Origin of the sequence: Atopomonas hussainii (genome assembly GCF_900109735.1) — a bacterium.
GTDB classification, from domain to species: Bacteria; Pseudomonadota; Gammaproteobacteria; order Pseudomonadales; family Pseudomonadaceae; genus Atopomonas; species Atopomonas hussainii.
Genome location: NZ_FOAS01000003.1, coordinates 45,037 through 61,145, shown reverse-complemented (window position 1 = coordinate 61,145; position 16,109 = coordinate 45,037). Strand labels below are relative to the sequence as shown.

The window sequence follows — 16,109 nt, the reverse complement described above, 5'->3', positions numbered from 1 at the left end:
ATGCTGGGGGTAGGTATGCGACGCGTAGTGTTTAACCAAAAAGGCGGGGTGGGTAAGTCGAGTATTACCTGCAATTTGGCGGCGGTGAGTGCGCAGCAGGGCTTGCGCACGTTGGTGGTGGATTTGGATGCGCAGGCCAATACCACGCATTACTTAACTGGGCTGGTGGGTGATGAGATTCCCGAAGGCATGGCGGAGTTTTTTAAGCAGGTGTTGTCCTCTGGGCTTCTTGCTAAGAAGCCGGTAGCGCAGATCCATGAAACCCAGTTTGAAAACCTGCACATCATCACTGCCTCGGCGGAGTTGGCCGAGCTGCAGCCGAAGCTGGAAGCCAAACACAAGATCAACAACCTGCGAAAGTTGTTGGAGAACTTGAGCAAGGACTACGAGCGGATTTATATCGATACGCCGCCGGCGCTGAATTTTTATACCGTTTCCGCGCTGATCGCCGCCGATCGCTGCTTGATTCCCTTCGATTGCGACAGCTTCTCGCGCCAGGCCTTGTACGGTTTGCTGCATGAGCTGGCGGATTTAAAAGAAGACCACAATGAAGACCTCGAAGTGGAAGGCATTGTGGTCAATCAGTTTCAGCCGCGCGCGAGCTTGCCGCAGCAGTTGCTGGATGAGTTGATCGCCGAAGAGTTGCCTGTGCTGCCGGTGCACTTGACCAGCTCGGTGAAGATGCGTGAATCGCACCAGCTGTGTAAGCCGCTGATCTACTTAGACCCACGGCATAAACTCACTCAGCAGTTTGTGTCGCTGTATGAGCATCTGGAAGGTTAAGAAACATCGAAGGGGCCGCGAGGCCCCTTCGTTTTATCTGCACTCTGTATTACTTACAGATCAGCAAGTCACACGGGGGATTGCGCAGGTAGTGCTGGGTGAGGCTGCCCAGCAGGGCTTCGGAGATCACTCCACGGCCATGGCTGCCCAAGGCCAGAAGTTGGCTGTGACGGGTGTAGATGCTTTCGTCCAGCGCATTGGCGATGCCGCCTTGGCGCACGTCGTGGTGAATGGTCGGGCCGTCGACACCTAAGCGCTCCTGCTCGTCTTTCACCAGTTGGGCGATCATTTGTTTCTGCGTTTCGATCATCTTCTCGGTGCTGCGCGGGCGACCTAAGAAGCCTGAGGCCGGCAGGTCGAACACGTGCAGGGCGAAGATGTCGGCATTGCTGGGCAGTAAGTCGAACAAGTTGCCTAAGGCATGGGTGGCGCACAGCGAGAAATCTAGCGCAATGCTGGCGCGGCCGTAGGGTTGGCCGTCGGCGTTTTTCACCACCAGCACCGGCAGGGCGCTTTGCCGTACCACGCGCTCTAGCGTGGTGCCGACAAACATCTCGGGGCTTTTCTGGTGGTGCAGGCCCATGACGATTAAATCGACGTCGCCTTCGTGAGAGTTCTCTAAGATGGTTTCCGCCACGCGGCCTTGGATGATGGTCAGCTGGGTATCGCTGGGGGCGCCGGTGCGACGCAGGCTTTCATCCAGCGCGCGCTGAGCGGCTTCTTTGGCGGAGGCCATCACGGCTGGCGGTAAGTGCCCTTGAATGACGTGCAGCACATGCAGCTCGGCATCATGCTGGCGGCTCAGCTGCACGGCACGCAGCAGCGCGGCGTCGGCTTCATGGCTGAGGTCGTGAACAATCATCAGAGAACGCATGGGCTGCTCCTTTAGCGGTGTGCGTTAAGTATGCGTCAGCGTTGTGACGCTACGTTGACCTGTGACAGTTTAGCGGCCGATTTGGCGTAATTGGTACTGGCCTTGGCTGATGGCGACGACTGCGCCTTGGGCGTCTTTTAGCTCTAGGGTCAGGGTGTAAGGCGCTTTGCCGTCGGTTTCGGCCTGTTGCTCGATGCGCTGAATTTCTGCATCGCTAAGGCGGGCGGTAACGCTAATATCGCCCAAGGCGGGGCGCTTAAAGTCGACGTTCATGCCTTTAAGCACCGGGTAAAAACGCTGCGTGTTGAAGCTGGTGAGAAACAGCGCGCCACCGGGGATTTCTGCCAAGGTAAACAGCGCGCCGGCGTACATGCTGCCGATGTGGTTTTGGTTGCCGGCGGCGGGGGCCAGTAGCTCGACATGGCCGCGCTCCAGCACTTCAGCCTTTAAGCCCATGCGTTTAACGAAGTCGATTTTTTCTTCCAGCAGTTGTTTCAGCACGCGGTTCTCCTTATCTGGGCTGCGGCGGCGCAGCGTTGAGCGCGCCGCCGTGTGGCTTAGGGCTTAAGCGCTGGCGCGTAGGGCTTGGTCGAGGTCGGCGAGAATGTCGTCGCTGTGCTCGATGCCAATCGACAAGCGCACCATGTCGGCACTCACCCCGGCGCGGGCCAGTTCTTCGGCATTCAGCTGGCGGTGGGTGGTGCTGGCGGGGTGGCAGGCCAGCGATTTGGCATCGCCGATGTTAACCAAGCGCACGATGAGCTGTAGGGCGTCGATAAAGCGCGCGCCCGCCTCGGCGCCGCCTTTGATGCCGAAGCTTAGAATCGACGCTGGGGTACCCTGCATATAGCGCTGTGCGAGGGCGTGGTCGGGGTGGCTAGGCAGGCCGGCATAGCTGACCCACTCCACTTGCGCGTGGTTTTGCAGAAATTCGGCGACTTTCAGCGCGTTTTCGCAGTGACGCTCCATGCGCAGCGGCAAGGTTTCCAGCCCCTGCAAAATCAGGAAGGCATTAAACGGTGACAGTGCCGCGCCCATGTTGCGCAGCGGCACCACACGGCAGCGGCCGATAAAAGCCGCAGGGCCGAAGGCCTCGGTGTACACCACGCCGTGGTACGAGGCATCCGGGGTATTGAAATGCGGGAAGCGCTCGCGCTGCTCGGTCCATGGGAATTTACCGGAGTCGACCACCATGCCGCCGATGCTGGTGCCGTGGCCGCCGATGTATTTGGTCAGCGAGTGCACCACGATATCCGCGCCGTGCTCAAACGGCCGGCACAGCGCCGGACTGGCCACGGTGTTGTCGACAATCACCGGTACGCCGTGACTGTGCGCCATGCTGCTTAGCGCGGCGAGGTCGGTGATATTACCGGCGGGGTTGCCGATCGACTCACAGAACACCGCGCGGGTGTTGGCGTCGATCAGTTGCTCCATGCCGGCGATATCGTCGTGTGCGGCGAAGCGGACTTCGATGCCGTAGCGCGGCAGGGTGTGGGCAAACAGGTTGTAGGTGCCGCCGTACAGCTTGCTGCTGGCGATGATGTTATCGCCGGCCTGCGCCAAGGTGAGAATCGCGTAGGTGATCGCCGCCATGCCCGAGGCCACCGCCAGTGCGCCGACGCCGCCTTCCAGCGCGGCAATGCGCTGTTCGAGCACGTCGTGGGTGGGGTTCATGATCCGGGTGTAGATATTGCCCGGCACTTTTAAATCGAACAGGTCGGCGCCGTGTTGGGTGCTATCGAAGGCGTATGAGCTGGTCTGGTAGATAGGCACCGCCACCGCTTTAGTGGTCGGGTCTGGGCTGTAACCGGCGTGGATGGCTAAGGTTTCGCGTTTCATCGGGTCCCTCGAAGCAGGCAAGAAAACCCCGAGCATGGCCGAGCCGCGCGCAGGGTTCAATACATCCAAAGAGGTGTGACGGGATAGCCCTTGGTTTCGGCACGGCAAGCCGTGCCTATGAAACGGGGTTACAACGGAGCAAGTGCGGGCTTAGAAAGGGAAACACAGTGGGATGACGATCATCCCCACAATCCACATTAAAAAGTTCAGCGGGCTGCCGACTTTCATAAAGTCGGTAAAGCGGTAGCCGCCGGCGTTATACACAAAGGTGTTGGTTTGGTAGCCAATCGGCGTGGCAAAGCTGGCGCTGGCAGCGAACATCACCGCGACCACAAAGGGCATGGGGCTCACGCCTAAGGTTTCTGCCAAGCCAATACCAATCGGCGCGATCAGTACCGCCACGGCGTTGTTCGACAGCACTTCGGTCAGCGCCGAGGTCATAAAGTAGATAAACGCCAGCATGATCAGCGGGTGCGCGGTGGGCGTCACCGCCATCACGCCATCGACAATCACGCTCACCAGCCCGACCTTGTCCATCGCGATACTGACCGCGAGCATGCCGAGAATCAGGCCGAGAATCTTCCATTCCACCGCCTTGTAGGCGTCTTCGACATCCAAGCAGCCGGTGGCCAGCACAGTGACGGCAGCGATCATCGCCAAGCCTTCAATGGGCATGACTTTAAACGCGGCTAACACCATCACCGCGAGGGTAGCGATGATGGCAATCGGTGCCTTATCGCGACGGTAGGCGCGCTCTTGCACGGTGTTGAGGCTGATCAGCTCACCGTTATCGGCAAAACGCTTGATCTGCGCGGGGGTGCCTTCGAGCAGCATTACATCGCCAAATTGCAGCTCGAAATCATCCAAGTTGCCCTGAATATTTTCGTCTTGGCGGTGCACGGCCAGCACATGAATGCCGTAACGCGCGGTTAAGTCGAGGTCGCGCATCGGGCGATGGCTGTAGCGCGAGTTTCGCCCCACGATGGCTTCGGCCAGCACCACGTCGCGGGTGCTGATGGTCTCGAAGGCCTCGCCACGGTTGAACTCCAGTAGACCGCTTTCGCGCAGCTCCACCACATCCTGCCGCGTGGTGTGCAGCACCAGCTGATCGCCGGCCTGCAGAACAGTGGTGTTGGCCGGCTCGGTGATGGCTTCATCGGCGCGGAAAATCTTCAGTACCTTAAGGCCAGAACCGCCGTTTAAGCTGGCCTCGCTGATGCTTTTGCCCACCACAGGCGAGCCTGCGGGCACCAATAGCTCGCTCATAAAGGTGCGGCCAGTATTGCTGCGCAGGGTGCGCGAGAAGGGCTCGCGATCAGGCAGCAGGCGATAGCCGAAGGTGAGCATGTAGATGAAGCCCACGGCGGCCATCACTAGGCCCGGCAAGGTGATGTCGAACATGCCAATCGGCGGCAGGCCGGCATTACGCGCCACGCCATCGACCAGAATATTGGTCGAGGTGCCGATCAGCGTTAGCGTGCCGCCCATGATGGTGGCGTACGACAGCGGAATCAGCAGCTTAGAGGGCATAGTGCCGGCGCGGGCGGCCAAGGCAATCGCTACCGGGGTCATGATGGCGACCACCGGGGTGTTGTTGATAAACGCCGAGACCAGCATCGCGGTGGCCATTAAACCAGCCAGCGCTTTCAGCGGGCTGCCGCCGACTAAGTTGCTCAGCCACGCGCCGAGGGCATCCACACAGCCGGTGCGCTCTAAGGCGGCGGACAAGACGAACATACAGGCGATAGTGATCGGCGCCGGGTTAGACAGCACGCTGAGCACTTCGGCAGGGGTGAGAATTTGCACGGCAAGCAAAATGGCCACGGCAATCCCGGCCACCACATCGGGGCTCCAGGTTTCGCGGACAAACGCTACCAGCACACCGATAAGTAAGGCTGCGACCAGTAGCAGAGACATTGTTTCGCCGAGCATGACACCCTCAAAGGCGGTTTTCCTGAGGGCGCCACGATAAATAAGCTTGGCTTAGAATGTCCAAGACTGTTTTCTGAAATTTATATGCTTTTGAGGAATATGCTGCTTAGCGGTTTTCAGGGGAGCTAAGTAGGTTGCGCAGGTATTCATACTCGGCATCCGCAAGGCGGAGCTGATAGTCGCCAATTACCAATGAGTCTTTGCGCAGGTTCGCGGTAGAGACTGTGCCGTCGGTATGGGTGAGGCTGATGGTAAGCGCGGGTAAAAAAGTGCCGTGCACCGGCAGCCAGCCCCAGCGGTGGTCTGTTAGCCACGCGTCAAACTGAGCGGTGGCGACGGGCGACAGCGGTTTTACCTCGCCCTGCAGTTTGCCGTTTTGCCACTGAGTGACGCTGGCTTGGCTTATCGAGTCGGTTTTCACAGTGCAGCCCGCTAACAGAGCGGCCATGAAGAGAGCCGCTAGGCAGCGCAGCAGCGTTTTTGCGCTTTGAAAGGTGGACAGGCGAGCCATGGTTCTGCGTATGCCTTAAGACGAGCAGCTAATGCACAAGCGCTTACCGTCTTCCGGCGGGGCGCTGCTTAAGTCGTCGCAGCCCGGTTGTGCGCTAAAGGGTTGGCTGAGCACGCGGTGCAGGCGGCGCAGTGGGGCGAAGTCGTTGTTTTCCGCGGCGCGGATGACCTGTTGCGCTAGGTGATTGCGCAGCACATACAGTGGGTTAACCGCTTGCATGGCGGCCATGCGTTGGCTGTCGTCGCCGGGTTGTTGCTGCAGGCGCTGTTGGTAGGCGCTGAGCCACTGGCGGGCGCCGGTTAAATCGGCGAAGTGCTCGGCCTGCTGCATAAGCTCGGCTTGCGGCGTGCTGCTTAGGCGGCGGTGGCTTAAGTGAAAGTCCGCTTGGCTACGGGCGAGCAGGCTCAGCCAGTCGCGGGTCAGCTCGTCATCACCGGCTAGCGCGCTGCTTAAGCCCAAGCGCTGGCGCATGAGGGCCAAGAAGGCATTTTGGTACTGCGGTAAAAACTGCGCGTGCAGGCTGCGTAGCTGTTCGCCGTCCACCAGCGGGGTGAGCGCTTGGGCGAAGGCGGCGAGGTTCCACGCGGCGATATCCACCTGACGGTTAAAGGCGTAGCGGCCGTAGTCGTCGGAGGCGTTGCAGATATAGCCCGGCTCGTAATCATCGAGAAAGGCGTAGGGGCCGAAGTCGAAGGTTTGCCCGGTGAGCGCCATGTTGTCGGTGTTCATCACGCCATGACAGAAGCCATAGGCTTGCCAATACGCGAGCAAGTTGGCGGTGCGCTGCACCACCTCGGTATACAGCGCGGCGTAGGGCTGGGCTTGCTGTTGCGCGCTGGGGAAGTAGTGCTCAAGGGCGTAGTCAGCGAGCTGTTTGAGCCGGTCGAACTGTTGGCGGTAATAGAACAGCTCGAAGTGGCCAAAGCGCAGGTGACAGGGCGCCACGCGCAGCAGGCTAGCACCGCGCTCCAGCTGCTCGCGCTGTACCGGCGAGTTGGAGCTGATCACGCACAGCGCGCGGGTGGTGGGAATGCCTAGGGCGGCTAAGTATTCGCTGGCGAGAAATTCACGAATCGACGAGCGCAGCACCGCGCGGCCATCGCCCATGCGTGAATAGGGTGTTAAGCCCGCTCCTTTTAGGTGCAAGTCCCATGAGCTGCCGTGGGCGTCGCGCACTTGGCCGAGTAGCAAGCCACGGCCATCGCCAAGCTGCGGGTTGTAGCCGCCAAACTGGTGGCCGGCGTAGATCATCGCCAGCGGGTCGCTGTCGGCCCAGCGCTGCGCTCCGGCGCACACGCTGACTAAGGCTGGGTCGTTGGCGGTGTCGGCGTCGAGGCCGAGTAACTCCAGCACGCTGGGGCTGACCACGGCCAGTTGCGGTTCGCGCAGCGGGGTGGGTTCTACGCGGGTGTAGAAGGCCTCGCCAAGACGGGCAAAGTGATTATCAAAGGGTAATTCGGCCCAGCGCACGACAGCGGCTCCTGCAACAACAAACCCGAGCATTGTGCTCGGGTTTGTGCTGGCTGGCCAGTTGGCGCGGGGCTGCGTTTGCTCCGCTTAGCCTTGGCTGGGCGGTAGTTCGCGCTTGTCGACTAGCTGCTGTTCTTCGCCTTTGAAGTTTTTCACGAAGATATCCAGCTGACGGAAGGCGATCTCGATGTGGTGCTCACGGAACAGCTGATCGATGCGCCGGTTGATTTCGTCGGTGGCCGCTAAGCGGTCGCCCAACTCGCGCACATGGAAGCGCACTTCGTGATCCAACGTGCTTTCGCCGAACACCAAGAACAGCACTTGCGGCTCGGGCTCGCTCATCACCCGGCTGTTTTCGCGCACCGCTTGCAGCAGCAGTTGTTTGGTTAGCGCAAGGTCTGAGCCATAGGCCACGCCGACATTTAGCACCACGCGGGTGACGGCGTCGGTGAGCGTCCAGTTGATCAGCTGATCGGTGACGAACACCTTGTTCGGCACGATGATTTCTTTGCGGTCGAAGTCGGTGATGGTGGTGGCGCGGATACGAATGCGGCTGACTGTGCCAGACAGATTGCCGAGGGTGACGGTGTCACCAATGCGCACCGGGCGCTCGAACAGAATGATCAGGCCCGAGACAAAGTTGGCGAAGATTTCCTGCAAGCCAAAGCCCAAACCCACCGAGAGCGCGGCGACCAGCCATTGCAGTTTGTCCCAGCTGACCCCGAGCGAACTCATGGCGCTGACAATACCGATGGCGGTAATCACATACGACAGCAAGGTGGTAATGGCGTAGGAGCTGCCTTGCTTTAAGTGCATCTTCGACAGCACCAGCACTTCCAAGAGGCCGGGCAGGTTGCGCCCCAAGGCGACGGTGACGGCCACCACCAGCAAGGCAGCCAGCACATCGCGCACGCTGATCGGCACTAAGGCGGGGCCTTCTGGGGTTTCGCTGCTGTATTCCCACAGGGTGACGGTTTCGAGGTAATTCACCACGCTGAGCAGGTCGGCCCACACCCAGTACAGGCTGATAAAGAAGATCGCCATCAGCGCGAGGCGAATCAGACGCAGCGATTGCTGGTTGATTTGCTCGATATCCAGCTCGTTGTCGTCGCTCAGTTCGCTGCCGTCGGCGCCTTCGCGGGTGTTGCCTTCGCGGCGTTTGAGGGCGCGTTGGTAGGCCAAACGGCGCGCGGCCAAGCTCATGCCGCGCACAAACATGGCTTCGAGCAGAATCCAGCCGGCGAGCATGGCCAAGGTCAGGACATACAGGCCGAATAGTTTCAGTGCGGTGTAGAAGTAGCCCATGAAAACCATCGCCAGCAGAGCCAGCGGCAGGCAGACCATGGTTAGCCCGGCAAAAAAGTGAATGGTGTGCGAATTCAGTAGCGGCGGTTGCTTGCGGAACAGCTGCCACGAAATCACGCTCAGCGCCGAGAAGCTGATTAGGCAAAAGAAGATGCCAATCACATCGCTGGCCAAGCGCGCAGGCTGCAGGGCGGCCACGTTGACCACCAGAATCAGCGGGAACAGCAGGCAGCCGATGAGAAAGATCTTGCGGCGAATCAGCTGCACGCGGGCCGGGTCCCAGCGGAAATGCCGTTCGGCCACCTTGTTATGGCTGAGGATGCGTCGGGCAAAGGCCATCGCCCACCACAGGGCGGCCATTTCCACTAATGTCTGCACCATCACCGGGTCGTGCCCCGGCGTGCTGGTTAGCAAGTAGCTGGTGCAGAGGAAAATCAACGGAATGGGCAGCGCTAACAAACTGTGCAGCAGCAGGGCATACGGCGTGACCAGTTGATTGTCGTGCTGGTAGTGGCCGACTTTGCTTTTTAACTCTTCCAGCTTGGCCTTGATGGCATTGCGGCGCTGCAGCAAAAACAGAATCAGCGCGATGGCCGGGAAGTAAAACAGTGGGTTGTCGATGCTGCCGCCCGCTTCTTGCAGCGAGCGCAGACCAGGCAGGTCTTCGACCTCGGCAACAAACAGTTCCGGCACGCTTTGCAGCCATTTCCAGTCCAGCGGGCGGTTGCTGGGAATCCAGAACATCTGCGCTTCTAAGGTTTCGCTTAAGTGCGTGCTGCTGCGCTGCAGGTCTTTTTGAATCAGCTGCAGGTTAATCGCTTGGGTGAGCACGCTGTTTAGCTCGCCGTTCAAACGCTCCATTAAATCGCGGCGGTTGCTGACCAAGCGCTGTAGCTCATCGCGCAGCAGCGGGGTGATGTTTTCTGGCGGCTCTTTTTCCAGTTGTGCATCGAGATACACATCGGGGTTGCTGAGCTCTTGGCGGCGCTTGCCCAGCTCGAATTGGTAGAGGCGCAAGTCGCCAATTTCGTCGGTGAGGCGGTTATCCAAGTGCAGTTTGGGCAGGGCTTGCTTCTGCTGGTAGAGGATTTTCGACAGCAGCAGGCTGCCTTTGAGCACGTTGATTTGCTCATCCAGCGCGCGCTCGATTTGTCGCAGGTTATCCAGCTGTTGGCGACCTTCTTGGGTCAGGCGGTTTAATTCATTGAGGCGCGCGGTGGTGCTCAGCAGGTATTCGCTGAGCTGCTGGTTGAGGCGGCTCTGTCTGGCCAACACGCTGTCGGGCGCGCCTTGGGCGCCGCTGTTGGCTTGAGCGACGGCGGCTTCGCTTTCGGCCAAGCGCTTTTGGCTGATCATCTGCTGCAGAATTTGAATTTCCTGCTCGCTCAGGGCGATGCGCTTGGTCAGCAAGTTGCGGCGATTGTTGGCTAACTCTTGCAGCACGCCGTTACTGGCCAGCTCGTCGCGGTTCAGCTGCGAGCGTTCTTCTAACGCTTGGCGTTCGATTTTCAGGCGCTGAATTTCTTCGCTGCGCAGTTCGCGGCTGCTGTTGCGCCCGCTGATAAGCTGGGTGTTGACCGTGATCAGGCGCGCTTGTGCGGCGGTCAGCTCGTTTTGCGCGCGTTCGGGGCGGGTCTGGGTGGTGATCAGCAGGTTGTTGGCGGCTGACAAGTCACTTTGCCACACCGACAGCTGACTGGTTTTCTCGCCCAAGCGACTGGTTAGGGTATTCAGGTCGAGGGCTTGGTGGCGTTGTAGCAGTGCTTCTTCCGAGAGTTCTTGCAAGCGGCCCATTTCGCGCTGCGCATCGCTGATCTGCTTGGGCGCTTTATCCAGCTGCTCGGTGAGCTGGTTGCGCCGCTCGCGGGTTTCGCTGAGCTGGTCGATAAATATCACAGACTTTTCCAGCGCGTTGCGCACGATCTTTTCATCGGCTTCGCTGAGTTTGCGTTCAGGCAGGCTTTCGAGCTGTTGCTGCAGCGCATCGCGCTTAGGCAGCGGTTGCTCCTCGGCGTGCACTAAGCCGAGTTGCAAGGTGAACAGCAGGCTGACAAGCAGGGTGGTCAAACGCATAAAGTTCCTAGCGCCGAGGCGCAATGGGCTTGGGTTGTTGATTGAGCAGAAGGGCACAGGTTGCACTACGCCGCGCGGCCGTAAGACACGGCGTTTTGTTGCCGCGATTTAATCAGTGCCATGTTAGAAAAACAATTTTGGCCCTTGGCTGCCATGCGGCAGACGCACGCCGATTTTGCGGATCTGGCCGTCATCCAGCGCGGCAACGGTCCAAGTTAGTTGTAGCCATTCGACGGCATCACCGACCACAGGTTCCCCGCCAATCAGCTGAGCAATTTTTGCCCCCAGCAGCATTTGCGGGTCGTCGTCTTCGCCGAGCTTTAAGCCATACAGGCGCGCGACATCGAGCAGCGGCGCGCCGCTTTCCAGCACGAAGTCACCGAAGAAACGGGTGCCCAGCTTGCGCTCGGGCGCTTGGCTAAACAGCTTGCCGAGGGCGGGAATATCGCTCTCGCGACCGACCACGCACAAGATATCGCTCACCTCCAGCACAGTGCTGCCGGTGGGCGGCAGAGAGTCATCACCGCGAAACAGAATCGCCACGCGGGTGCCCGGTGGCATGTGCAGGTCACGCAGTGGCGCGCCGACGCACCAGTTGTCTTTGCCCAGCTGATAGGTGAATAGCTCCCAGTCGCTGGTTGGCCACGGCTCTAGCCCGGCGCGGCTGGTGGGGGTGAGCTGCGGCGGCACTTCAACCTTGGCGATGCGCGCCGCCAAAGGCAGGCTGGTGCCTTGCAGCAGCAGCGAGATCAGCACGATAAAAAACGCCACGTTAAAGAACAGCTGCGCCTGCTCAAGGCCGGCCATCATGGGGAACACCGCGAGAATAATCGGCACCGCTCCGCGCAGCCCCACCCAGCTGATAAAGCCGCGCTCGGGCAGGTGAAAGCTGCGAAAGGGCAGCAAGCCCAGCACCACCGACAATGGCCGCGCCACGAGCATCAACCACAGGGCAAGGCCGAGTGCCGGCAGGGCGATGGGCAGCAGTTCGTGCGGGGTAACTAACAAACCTAGCACCAAGAACATGCCGATTTGCCCAAGCCAAGCGAGGCCGTCGCTCATGTGCAAAATGCCGTGACGGCTGCGCACCGCGTGGTTGCCGAGCATTAAACCGGCCAGATAAATCGCCAAGAAACCGCTGCCGCCCACCGCGTTGGTGCCGGCAAACACAGTAAGCCCGGCGCTGATCGCCAATAGCGGGTACAAGCCTTGCGCCAATTGCATGCGGTTGATTAAACGCACCAGCAACCAGCCGCCGCCTAAGCCAAACAAGATGCCGATGGAAAACTGCTGCACTAAGGCCAGCAAAAAGCTGCTGCTAAAGCTGCCATCCAAACGGATGATGTCGATCAGGCTGATGGTAAGAAACACCGCCATCGGGTCGTTGCTGCCGGATTCGATCTCCAGCGTGGAAGACACCCGCTGGTTGAGTGACAAGCCGTGGCCGCTGAGCAGCGAAAACACCGCCGCGGCATCGGTCGAGCTGACAATCGCGCCCAGCAGTAAGCCTTCCATCAGGCTTAAGTCAAAAAGCCACATCGCCGCCCAGCCAGTCAGCCCGGCGGTGACCAGCACACCGACGGTGGCCAGCGACAGCGCCGGCTTTAAACCCACGCGGAAGGTTTCCACCTTAGTGCGCAGGCCGCCATCAAAGAGAATGATCGCCAGCGCCAAGTTGCCGATTAGGTAGGCCAACGGGTAGTTGTCGAACAGAATATCGCCGGGGCCATCTTCACCGGCGAGCATGCCAATACCGAGAAACACCAACAGCAACGGCACACCTAAGCGTGACGACAACGAGCTGACCAAAATGCTCGCGCCGACCAATAAGGCGCCGATCAGAAACAGGTTGTTGACGGTTACGGCATCCATGAAGGCGGGGAGTCCTCGGCATTGGGCAGCTGCCAGTGAGTATGGCAGCTGCCGCTGTGGCATGAGCGATTAGCTAGGGAGTAAGCGACACGTCAGGCTCTTGATATAGCGGGTTTCGGCGATGGCCGGGTGCACCGGGTGATCGGGGCCTTGTGCGCCGCGCTCGAGAATTTGCAGGTGGCGATCCAGATGGCGGCTGCTGGCCAAGAGGATGTTCTGCAGGTTGTCTTCGGCCAAGTGCATCGAGCAGCTGGCGCTGACCAGAATGCCGTCTTTATTGAGCAGGCGCATGGCTTGCTCGTTGAGGCGGCGGTAGGCGGCCTCACCGTTTTTGATGTCTTTTTTGCGCTTAATAAAGGCCGGCGGATCGGCAACGATCACGTCGAAGCGCTCTTCGGCGGCTTTCAGCTCGCGCAGGGCGGCGAACACATCGCCTTCGACGGCAACCACGCTTTCGCTCAAACCGTTCAGTGCGGCGTTGCGCTCGACGCCATCTAAGGCAAAGCCCGAGGCATCCACGCACATCACTTCGCTGGCGCCAAACGCCGCAGCCTGAATACCCCAACCGCCGATGTAGCTGAATAAATCCAGCACGCGCTTACCGGCCACATAGGGCGCCAGACGGGCGCGGTTCATGCGGTGATCGTAGAACCAGCCGGTTTTCTGCCCAGCCAGTACGGGGGCTTCAAAGCGCACGCCGTTTTCCACCAGCGGCACCCAGTCGGGCACTTCGCCGTAGGCGACGTCTACATAGCTGGGCAGTTCTTCGGCGGCACGCGCGCTGCCATCGTTTTTAAACACGATGCCGCTAGGTTTAAGCACCTGCACCAAGGCGTCGACGATGGCGTCTTTGTGCAGTTCCATGGCGGCCGAGCTGATTTGCACCACGGCGATATCGAAGAAGCGGTCAACCACCAGCCCCGGCAGCAGGTCGCTGTCGCCGTAGATCAGGCGGTAGCAGGGCTCGCTAAAGGCGCGCTCACGCAGGCTTAAGGCGATGTTGAAGCGGTGCACCAGCAGCGACTTATCCAGCTTGTGCTTGGCGTCGCGGCTGATCAGGCGGCCGCAAATCAGGTTCTTCGGGCTGAGTACGGCAATGCCCAGCGGCTTGCCCGAGGCGGTTTGCACCAGCGCTTGGTCGCCAGCCTCAAAAGCATTGAGAGGGGTCAAGGCAACGTCCACTTCGTTGCTGTAAATCCACAGGTGGCCAGCGCGCAGACGGCGCTCGGCATTATTTTTCAAACTGAGGATAGGCAGGGACATGGCTCGGCTCCGCAAAAAGCGCGATTATACCCGTCGCACTGCCGGCCGATGGTCGAATTTATCCGCCTGTAGCTCGCGTGTTAGTCAGGAAGTACGCCGGCGTTGACCGTGTACAGTTTGTTTCCGGAGAGAAAGCCCAGCATGGATTACACTGCAGAGGTTACCGCTGAGGGAGTGCTCGGCATGAGCTACGAACTGGATGAGGCGCAAATCCTCCAGGCACTGCAAGGCATCAGCGTGCCGCCGCAACCGCAAATCATGGTCGACTTGCAGATGGAGCAAGTCATGCCTGAGCCAGATTTGCGCAATATCGCTAAATTAATCAGCCAAGACCCAGGGCTTTCTGGCGCCTTATTGAAGGTCGTCAACTCACCTTTTTTTGGCTTGTCGAACACGATTAGTTCGATCCAGCAGGCGGTCAACCTGCTGGGCAGCAAGATGGTCATCAACTTGGTCAACGCGCTGTCGATCAAAGGCGAGATGAGCGATGAAACCATCGTCCAGCTCAATCGCTTTTGGGACACCGCACAAGACGTGGCCATGACTTGCATGAGCTTGGCCAAGCGCCTCGGCTACCAAGCACCGGACGAGGCCTATTCGCTGGGCTTGTTCCACAACTGCGGCATTCCGCTGATGCTCGGGCGCTTTGCCGATTTCATCAGCGTGATGGAAGAGGCCTACGCCAGTGCCAGTCCTGAGTGGCGTATCGTCGATACGGAAAATCGCCGCTACAACACCAACCATGCGGTGGTGGGTTTTTACACCGCTAAGTCGTGGCGCCTGCCCAAACATTTGTGCGATGCGATTGCCAATCACCACAATGCGCTGTCGATTTTCTCCGAGTCGTCCAGTCGCGACTCTAACCTGCGCACCTTGCTGGCGATTTTGAAAATGGCCGAGCACATTTGCCAGACCTCGCGCACCTTGGGCAATCAAACCGAAGACCGTGAGTGGGCGTCGATTCAAACCTTTGTGCTGGAGTACATGGGCCTGTCGGAATACGACTTCGAGCAAATCAAAGAAACCCTGCGCGACATGGGCGGCTCACTGTGACCTTTACCGTGCGTAAAGCCGAAGAGGCGGATGTCGCCGCCTTAGTGCCCTTGTTCGCCGCCTATCTGACCTTCTATGAGCGCCCCGCGCCTTTAAAAGATATTCGTGCCTTTTTAGCCGAGCGTTTGCAGCACCGTGAGGCGGTGATTCTGTTGCTCGAGCAACAGGGCAAGATGCTCGGTTTCGCCTTGCTCTATCCCTTCTTCGCCTCGCTGCAACTGAGCCCGGCTTGGCTGCTGCATGATATGTATGTGGATAGCTCAGTGCGCCGCCAAGGCGTGGGCAAAACCTTGCTGCAAGCGGTGCGCAAACAGGCCGAGGCCAGTGGCGCGTGTGGCGTGCAGTTAGAAACCGCGCACAGCAATTTCGCCGCGCAAGGCTTGTATGAGCAGCTGGGCTTTGTGCGCGATGAGGAGTTTTTTACCTATTGGTTGGCCCTGCCGCCGGCCATGGCAGAGGAGTAAAGCATGCAGCATTGGATCTTAACCGTGATGGCGCCGGATCAGCCCGGCTTGGTCGAGCGACTGGCGAAAGTGGTGGCCGCCCACGGTGGCAACTGGTTGGAAAGCCGCATGGCGCGTATGGCTGGGCAGTTCGCCGGCATTCTGCGCGTGGCCGTGGCTGAGGCGGATAGCCAGCCGCTACTCGCCGAGCTGGAAGGCTTGGCCGCGCACAATATTCGCGTGCAAGTGGCCGCCAGTGGCGATAACCCCGGTGGTCAGTGGCAAGCCATGCGTTTAGACCTGCTGGGCAACGATCGCGCCGGTATCGTGCGGGATATCAGCCGGCACTTGGCCGAACGCGGCGTGAACGTGGAAAGCCTCACCACCGAGGTGCGTCCGGCGCCGATGTCGGGCGAGCCGCTGTTCCATGCCGAGGCGTTACTGGCGGTGCCGGCAAGCTTATCCACGGCCGATTTGAAAGAGCATCTAGAAGCGCTGGCCGATGACCTGATGGTGGAGCTAAAACTCGGCATCGATTAAGTCGCCAAGGCCATAGCCTGAGCGTGCGCCAAGGCAGGCTCCGTAGGGGCTGTGGCCGGCTTAAGGTAAAAAAGCCAAAAATGTGAAGCGATTCACGTTTGCTTGTGTTTTGTGTGACCTGTTTCGCGTCTACACTGTGATGGCGCCCACG

The 16,109-nt window shown here is 59.6% G+C and carries 13 protein-coding genes; 4 read left to right on the top strand and 9 right to left on the bottom strand.

Features of this window, described 5'->3' with window-relative positions:
* Positions 1–15: 15 nt before the first annotated feature.
* Positions 16–783, top strand: coding sequence for a ParA family protein (locus BMX80_RS03360; protein ID WP_074865555.1), 768 nt, complete (start codon positions 16–18; stop codon positions 781–783).
* Between the two features lie 49 nt (positions 784–832).
* Here the strand turns inward: BMX80_RS03360 and BMX80_RS03355 are convergent, their stop codons facing one another.
* From BMX80_RS03355 to BMX80_RS03315, 9 genes are all read right to left on the bottom strand, one after another.
* Positions 833–1,657 (bottom strand): universal stress protein, encoded by an 825-nt coding sequence (locus tag BMX80_RS03355; protein ID WP_071870886.1) that lies wholly within the window; start codon positions 1,655–1,657, stop codon positions 833–835.
* A 69-nt stretch (positions 1,658–1,726) separates the two neighbouring features.
* Positions 1,727–2,158 carry a YiiD C-terminal domain-containing protein gene (locus BMX80_RS03350; RefSeq protein WP_074865129.1) on the bottom strand — a complete coding sequence of 144 codons (432 nt, stop codon included), beginning with the start codon at positions 2,156–2,158 and terminating at the stop codon, positions 1,727–1,729.
* Positions 2,159–2,221: 63 nt separating this feature from the next.
* A complete protein-coding gene (locus BMX80_RS03345; protein ID WP_074865126.1) occupies positions 2,222–3,496 on the bottom strand; it encodes a bifunctional O-acetylhomoserine aminocarboxypropyltransferase/cysteine synthase in 1,275 nt (424 codons plus the stop codon).
* A 150-nt stretch (positions 3,497–3,646) separates the two neighbouring features.
* Positions 3,647–5,428: an SLC13 family permease gene (locus BMX80_RS03340; protein WP_074865123.1), complete on the bottom strand. Its 1,782-nt coding sequence runs from the start codon at positions 5,426–5,428 to the stop codon at positions 3,647–3,649.
* Positions 5,429–5,534: 106 nt separating this feature from the next.
* Positions 5,535–5,876, bottom strand: a complete 342-nt coding sequence (locus BMX80_RS03335) for a hypothetical protein (protein ID WP_139214008.1) — start codon at positions 5,874–5,876, stop codon at positions 5,535–5,537.
* A gap of 78 nt (positions 5,877–5,954) precedes the next feature.
* Entirely contained in the window at positions 5,955–7,409 is a 1,455-nt protein-coding gene (locus tag BMX80_RS03330; protein WP_407922772.1) for a protein adenylyltransferase SelO, read from the bottom strand.
* Positions 7,410–7,496: 87 nt separating this feature from the next.
* Positions 7,497–10,787, bottom strand: coding sequence for a mechanosensitive channel MscK (gene mscK / locus BMX80_RS03325; protein ID WP_074865114.1), 3,291 nt, complete (start codon positions 10,785–10,787; stop codon positions 7,497–7,499).
* Positions 10,788–10,910: 123 nt separating this feature from the next.
* Positions 10,911–12,659: a potassium/proton antiporter gene (locus tag BMX80_RS03320; RefSeq protein WP_074865112.1), complete on the bottom strand. Its 1,749-nt coding sequence runs from the start codon at positions 12,657–12,659 to the stop codon at positions 10,911–10,913.
* 69 nt (positions 12,660–12,728) lie between these two features.
* The gene (locus BMX80_RS03315) at positions 12,729–13,922 is read right to left on the bottom strand and encodes a class I SAM-dependent rRNA methyltransferase (RefSeq protein WP_074865109.1); all 1,194 of its coding nucleotides are present in this window, start codon (positions 13,920–13,922) and stop codon (positions 12,729–12,731) included.
* A 183-nt stretch (positions 13,923–14,105) separates the two neighbouring features.
* On the opposite strand from BMX80_RS03315, the gene BMX80_RS03310 reads away from it, so the two are divergent.
* The 3 genes from BMX80_RS03310 to BMX80_RS03300 are packed head-to-tail and all read left to right on the top strand — an operon-like array spanning position 14,106 to position 15,958.
* Positions 14,106–14,975, top strand: a complete 870-nt coding sequence (locus BMX80_RS03310) for an HDOD domain-containing protein (protein ID WP_074865106.1) — start codon at positions 14,106–14,108, stop codon at positions 14,973–14,975.
* On the top strand, positions 14,972–15,439 hold the full coding sequence (locus tag BMX80_RS03305; protein ID WP_074865103.1) for a GNAT family N-acetyltransferase: 468 nt from the start codon (positions 14,972–14,974) through the stop codon (positions 15,437–15,439). Before BMX80_RS03310 ends, BMX80_RS03305 begins: the two co-directional genes overlap by 4 nt.
* Before the next feature lie 3 nt (positions 15,440–15,442).
* Positions 15,443–15,958, top strand: a complete 516-nt coding sequence (locus BMX80_RS03300) for a glycine cleavage system transcriptional repressor (RefSeq protein ID WP_071870875.1) — start codon at positions 15,443–15,445, stop codon at positions 15,956–15,958.
* Positions 15,959–16,109: the final 151 nt, after the last annotated feature.

Coding starts and splice junctions, on each gene's coding strand:
- BMX80_RS03360 (WP_074865555.1), top strand. CDS start 16: ATGCGACGCGTAGTGTTTAACCAAAAAGGCGGGGTGGGTAAGTCGAGT.
- BMX80_RS03320 (WP_074865112.1), bottom strand. CDS start 12,659: ATGGATGCCGTAACCGTCAACAACCTGTTTCTGATCGGCGCCTTATTG.
- BMX80_RS03310 (WP_074865106.1), top strand. CDS start 14,106: ATGAGCTACGAACTGGATGAGGCGCAAATCCTCCAGGCACTGCAAGGC.
- BMX80_RS03345 (WP_074865126.1), bottom strand. CDS start 3,496: ATGAAACGCGAAACCTTAGCCATCCACGCCGGTTACAGCCCAGACCCG.
- BMX80_RS03340 (WP_074865123.1), bottom strand. CDS start 5,428: ATGCTCGGCGAAACAATGTCTCTGCTACTGGTCGCAGCCTTACTTATC.
- mscK (WP_074865114.1), bottom strand. CDS start 10,787: ATGCGTTTGACCACCCTGCTTGTCAGCCTGCTGTTCACCTTGCAACTC.
- BMX80_RS03300 (WP_071870875.1), top strand. CDS start 15,443: ATGCAGCATTGGATCTTAACCGTGATGGCGCCGGATCAGCCCGGCTTG.
- BMX80_RS03355 (WP_071870886.1), bottom strand. CDS start 1,657: ATGCGTTCTCTGATGATTGTTCACGACCTCAGCCATGAAGCCGACGCC.
- BMX80_RS03335 (WP_139214008.1), bottom strand. CDS start 5,876: ATGGCCGCTCTGTTAGCGGGCTGCACTGTGAAAACCGACTCGATAAGC.
- BMX80_RS03315 (WP_074865109.1), bottom strand. CDS start 13,922: ATGTCCCTGCCTATCCTCAGTTTGAAAAATAATGCCGAGCGCCGTCTG.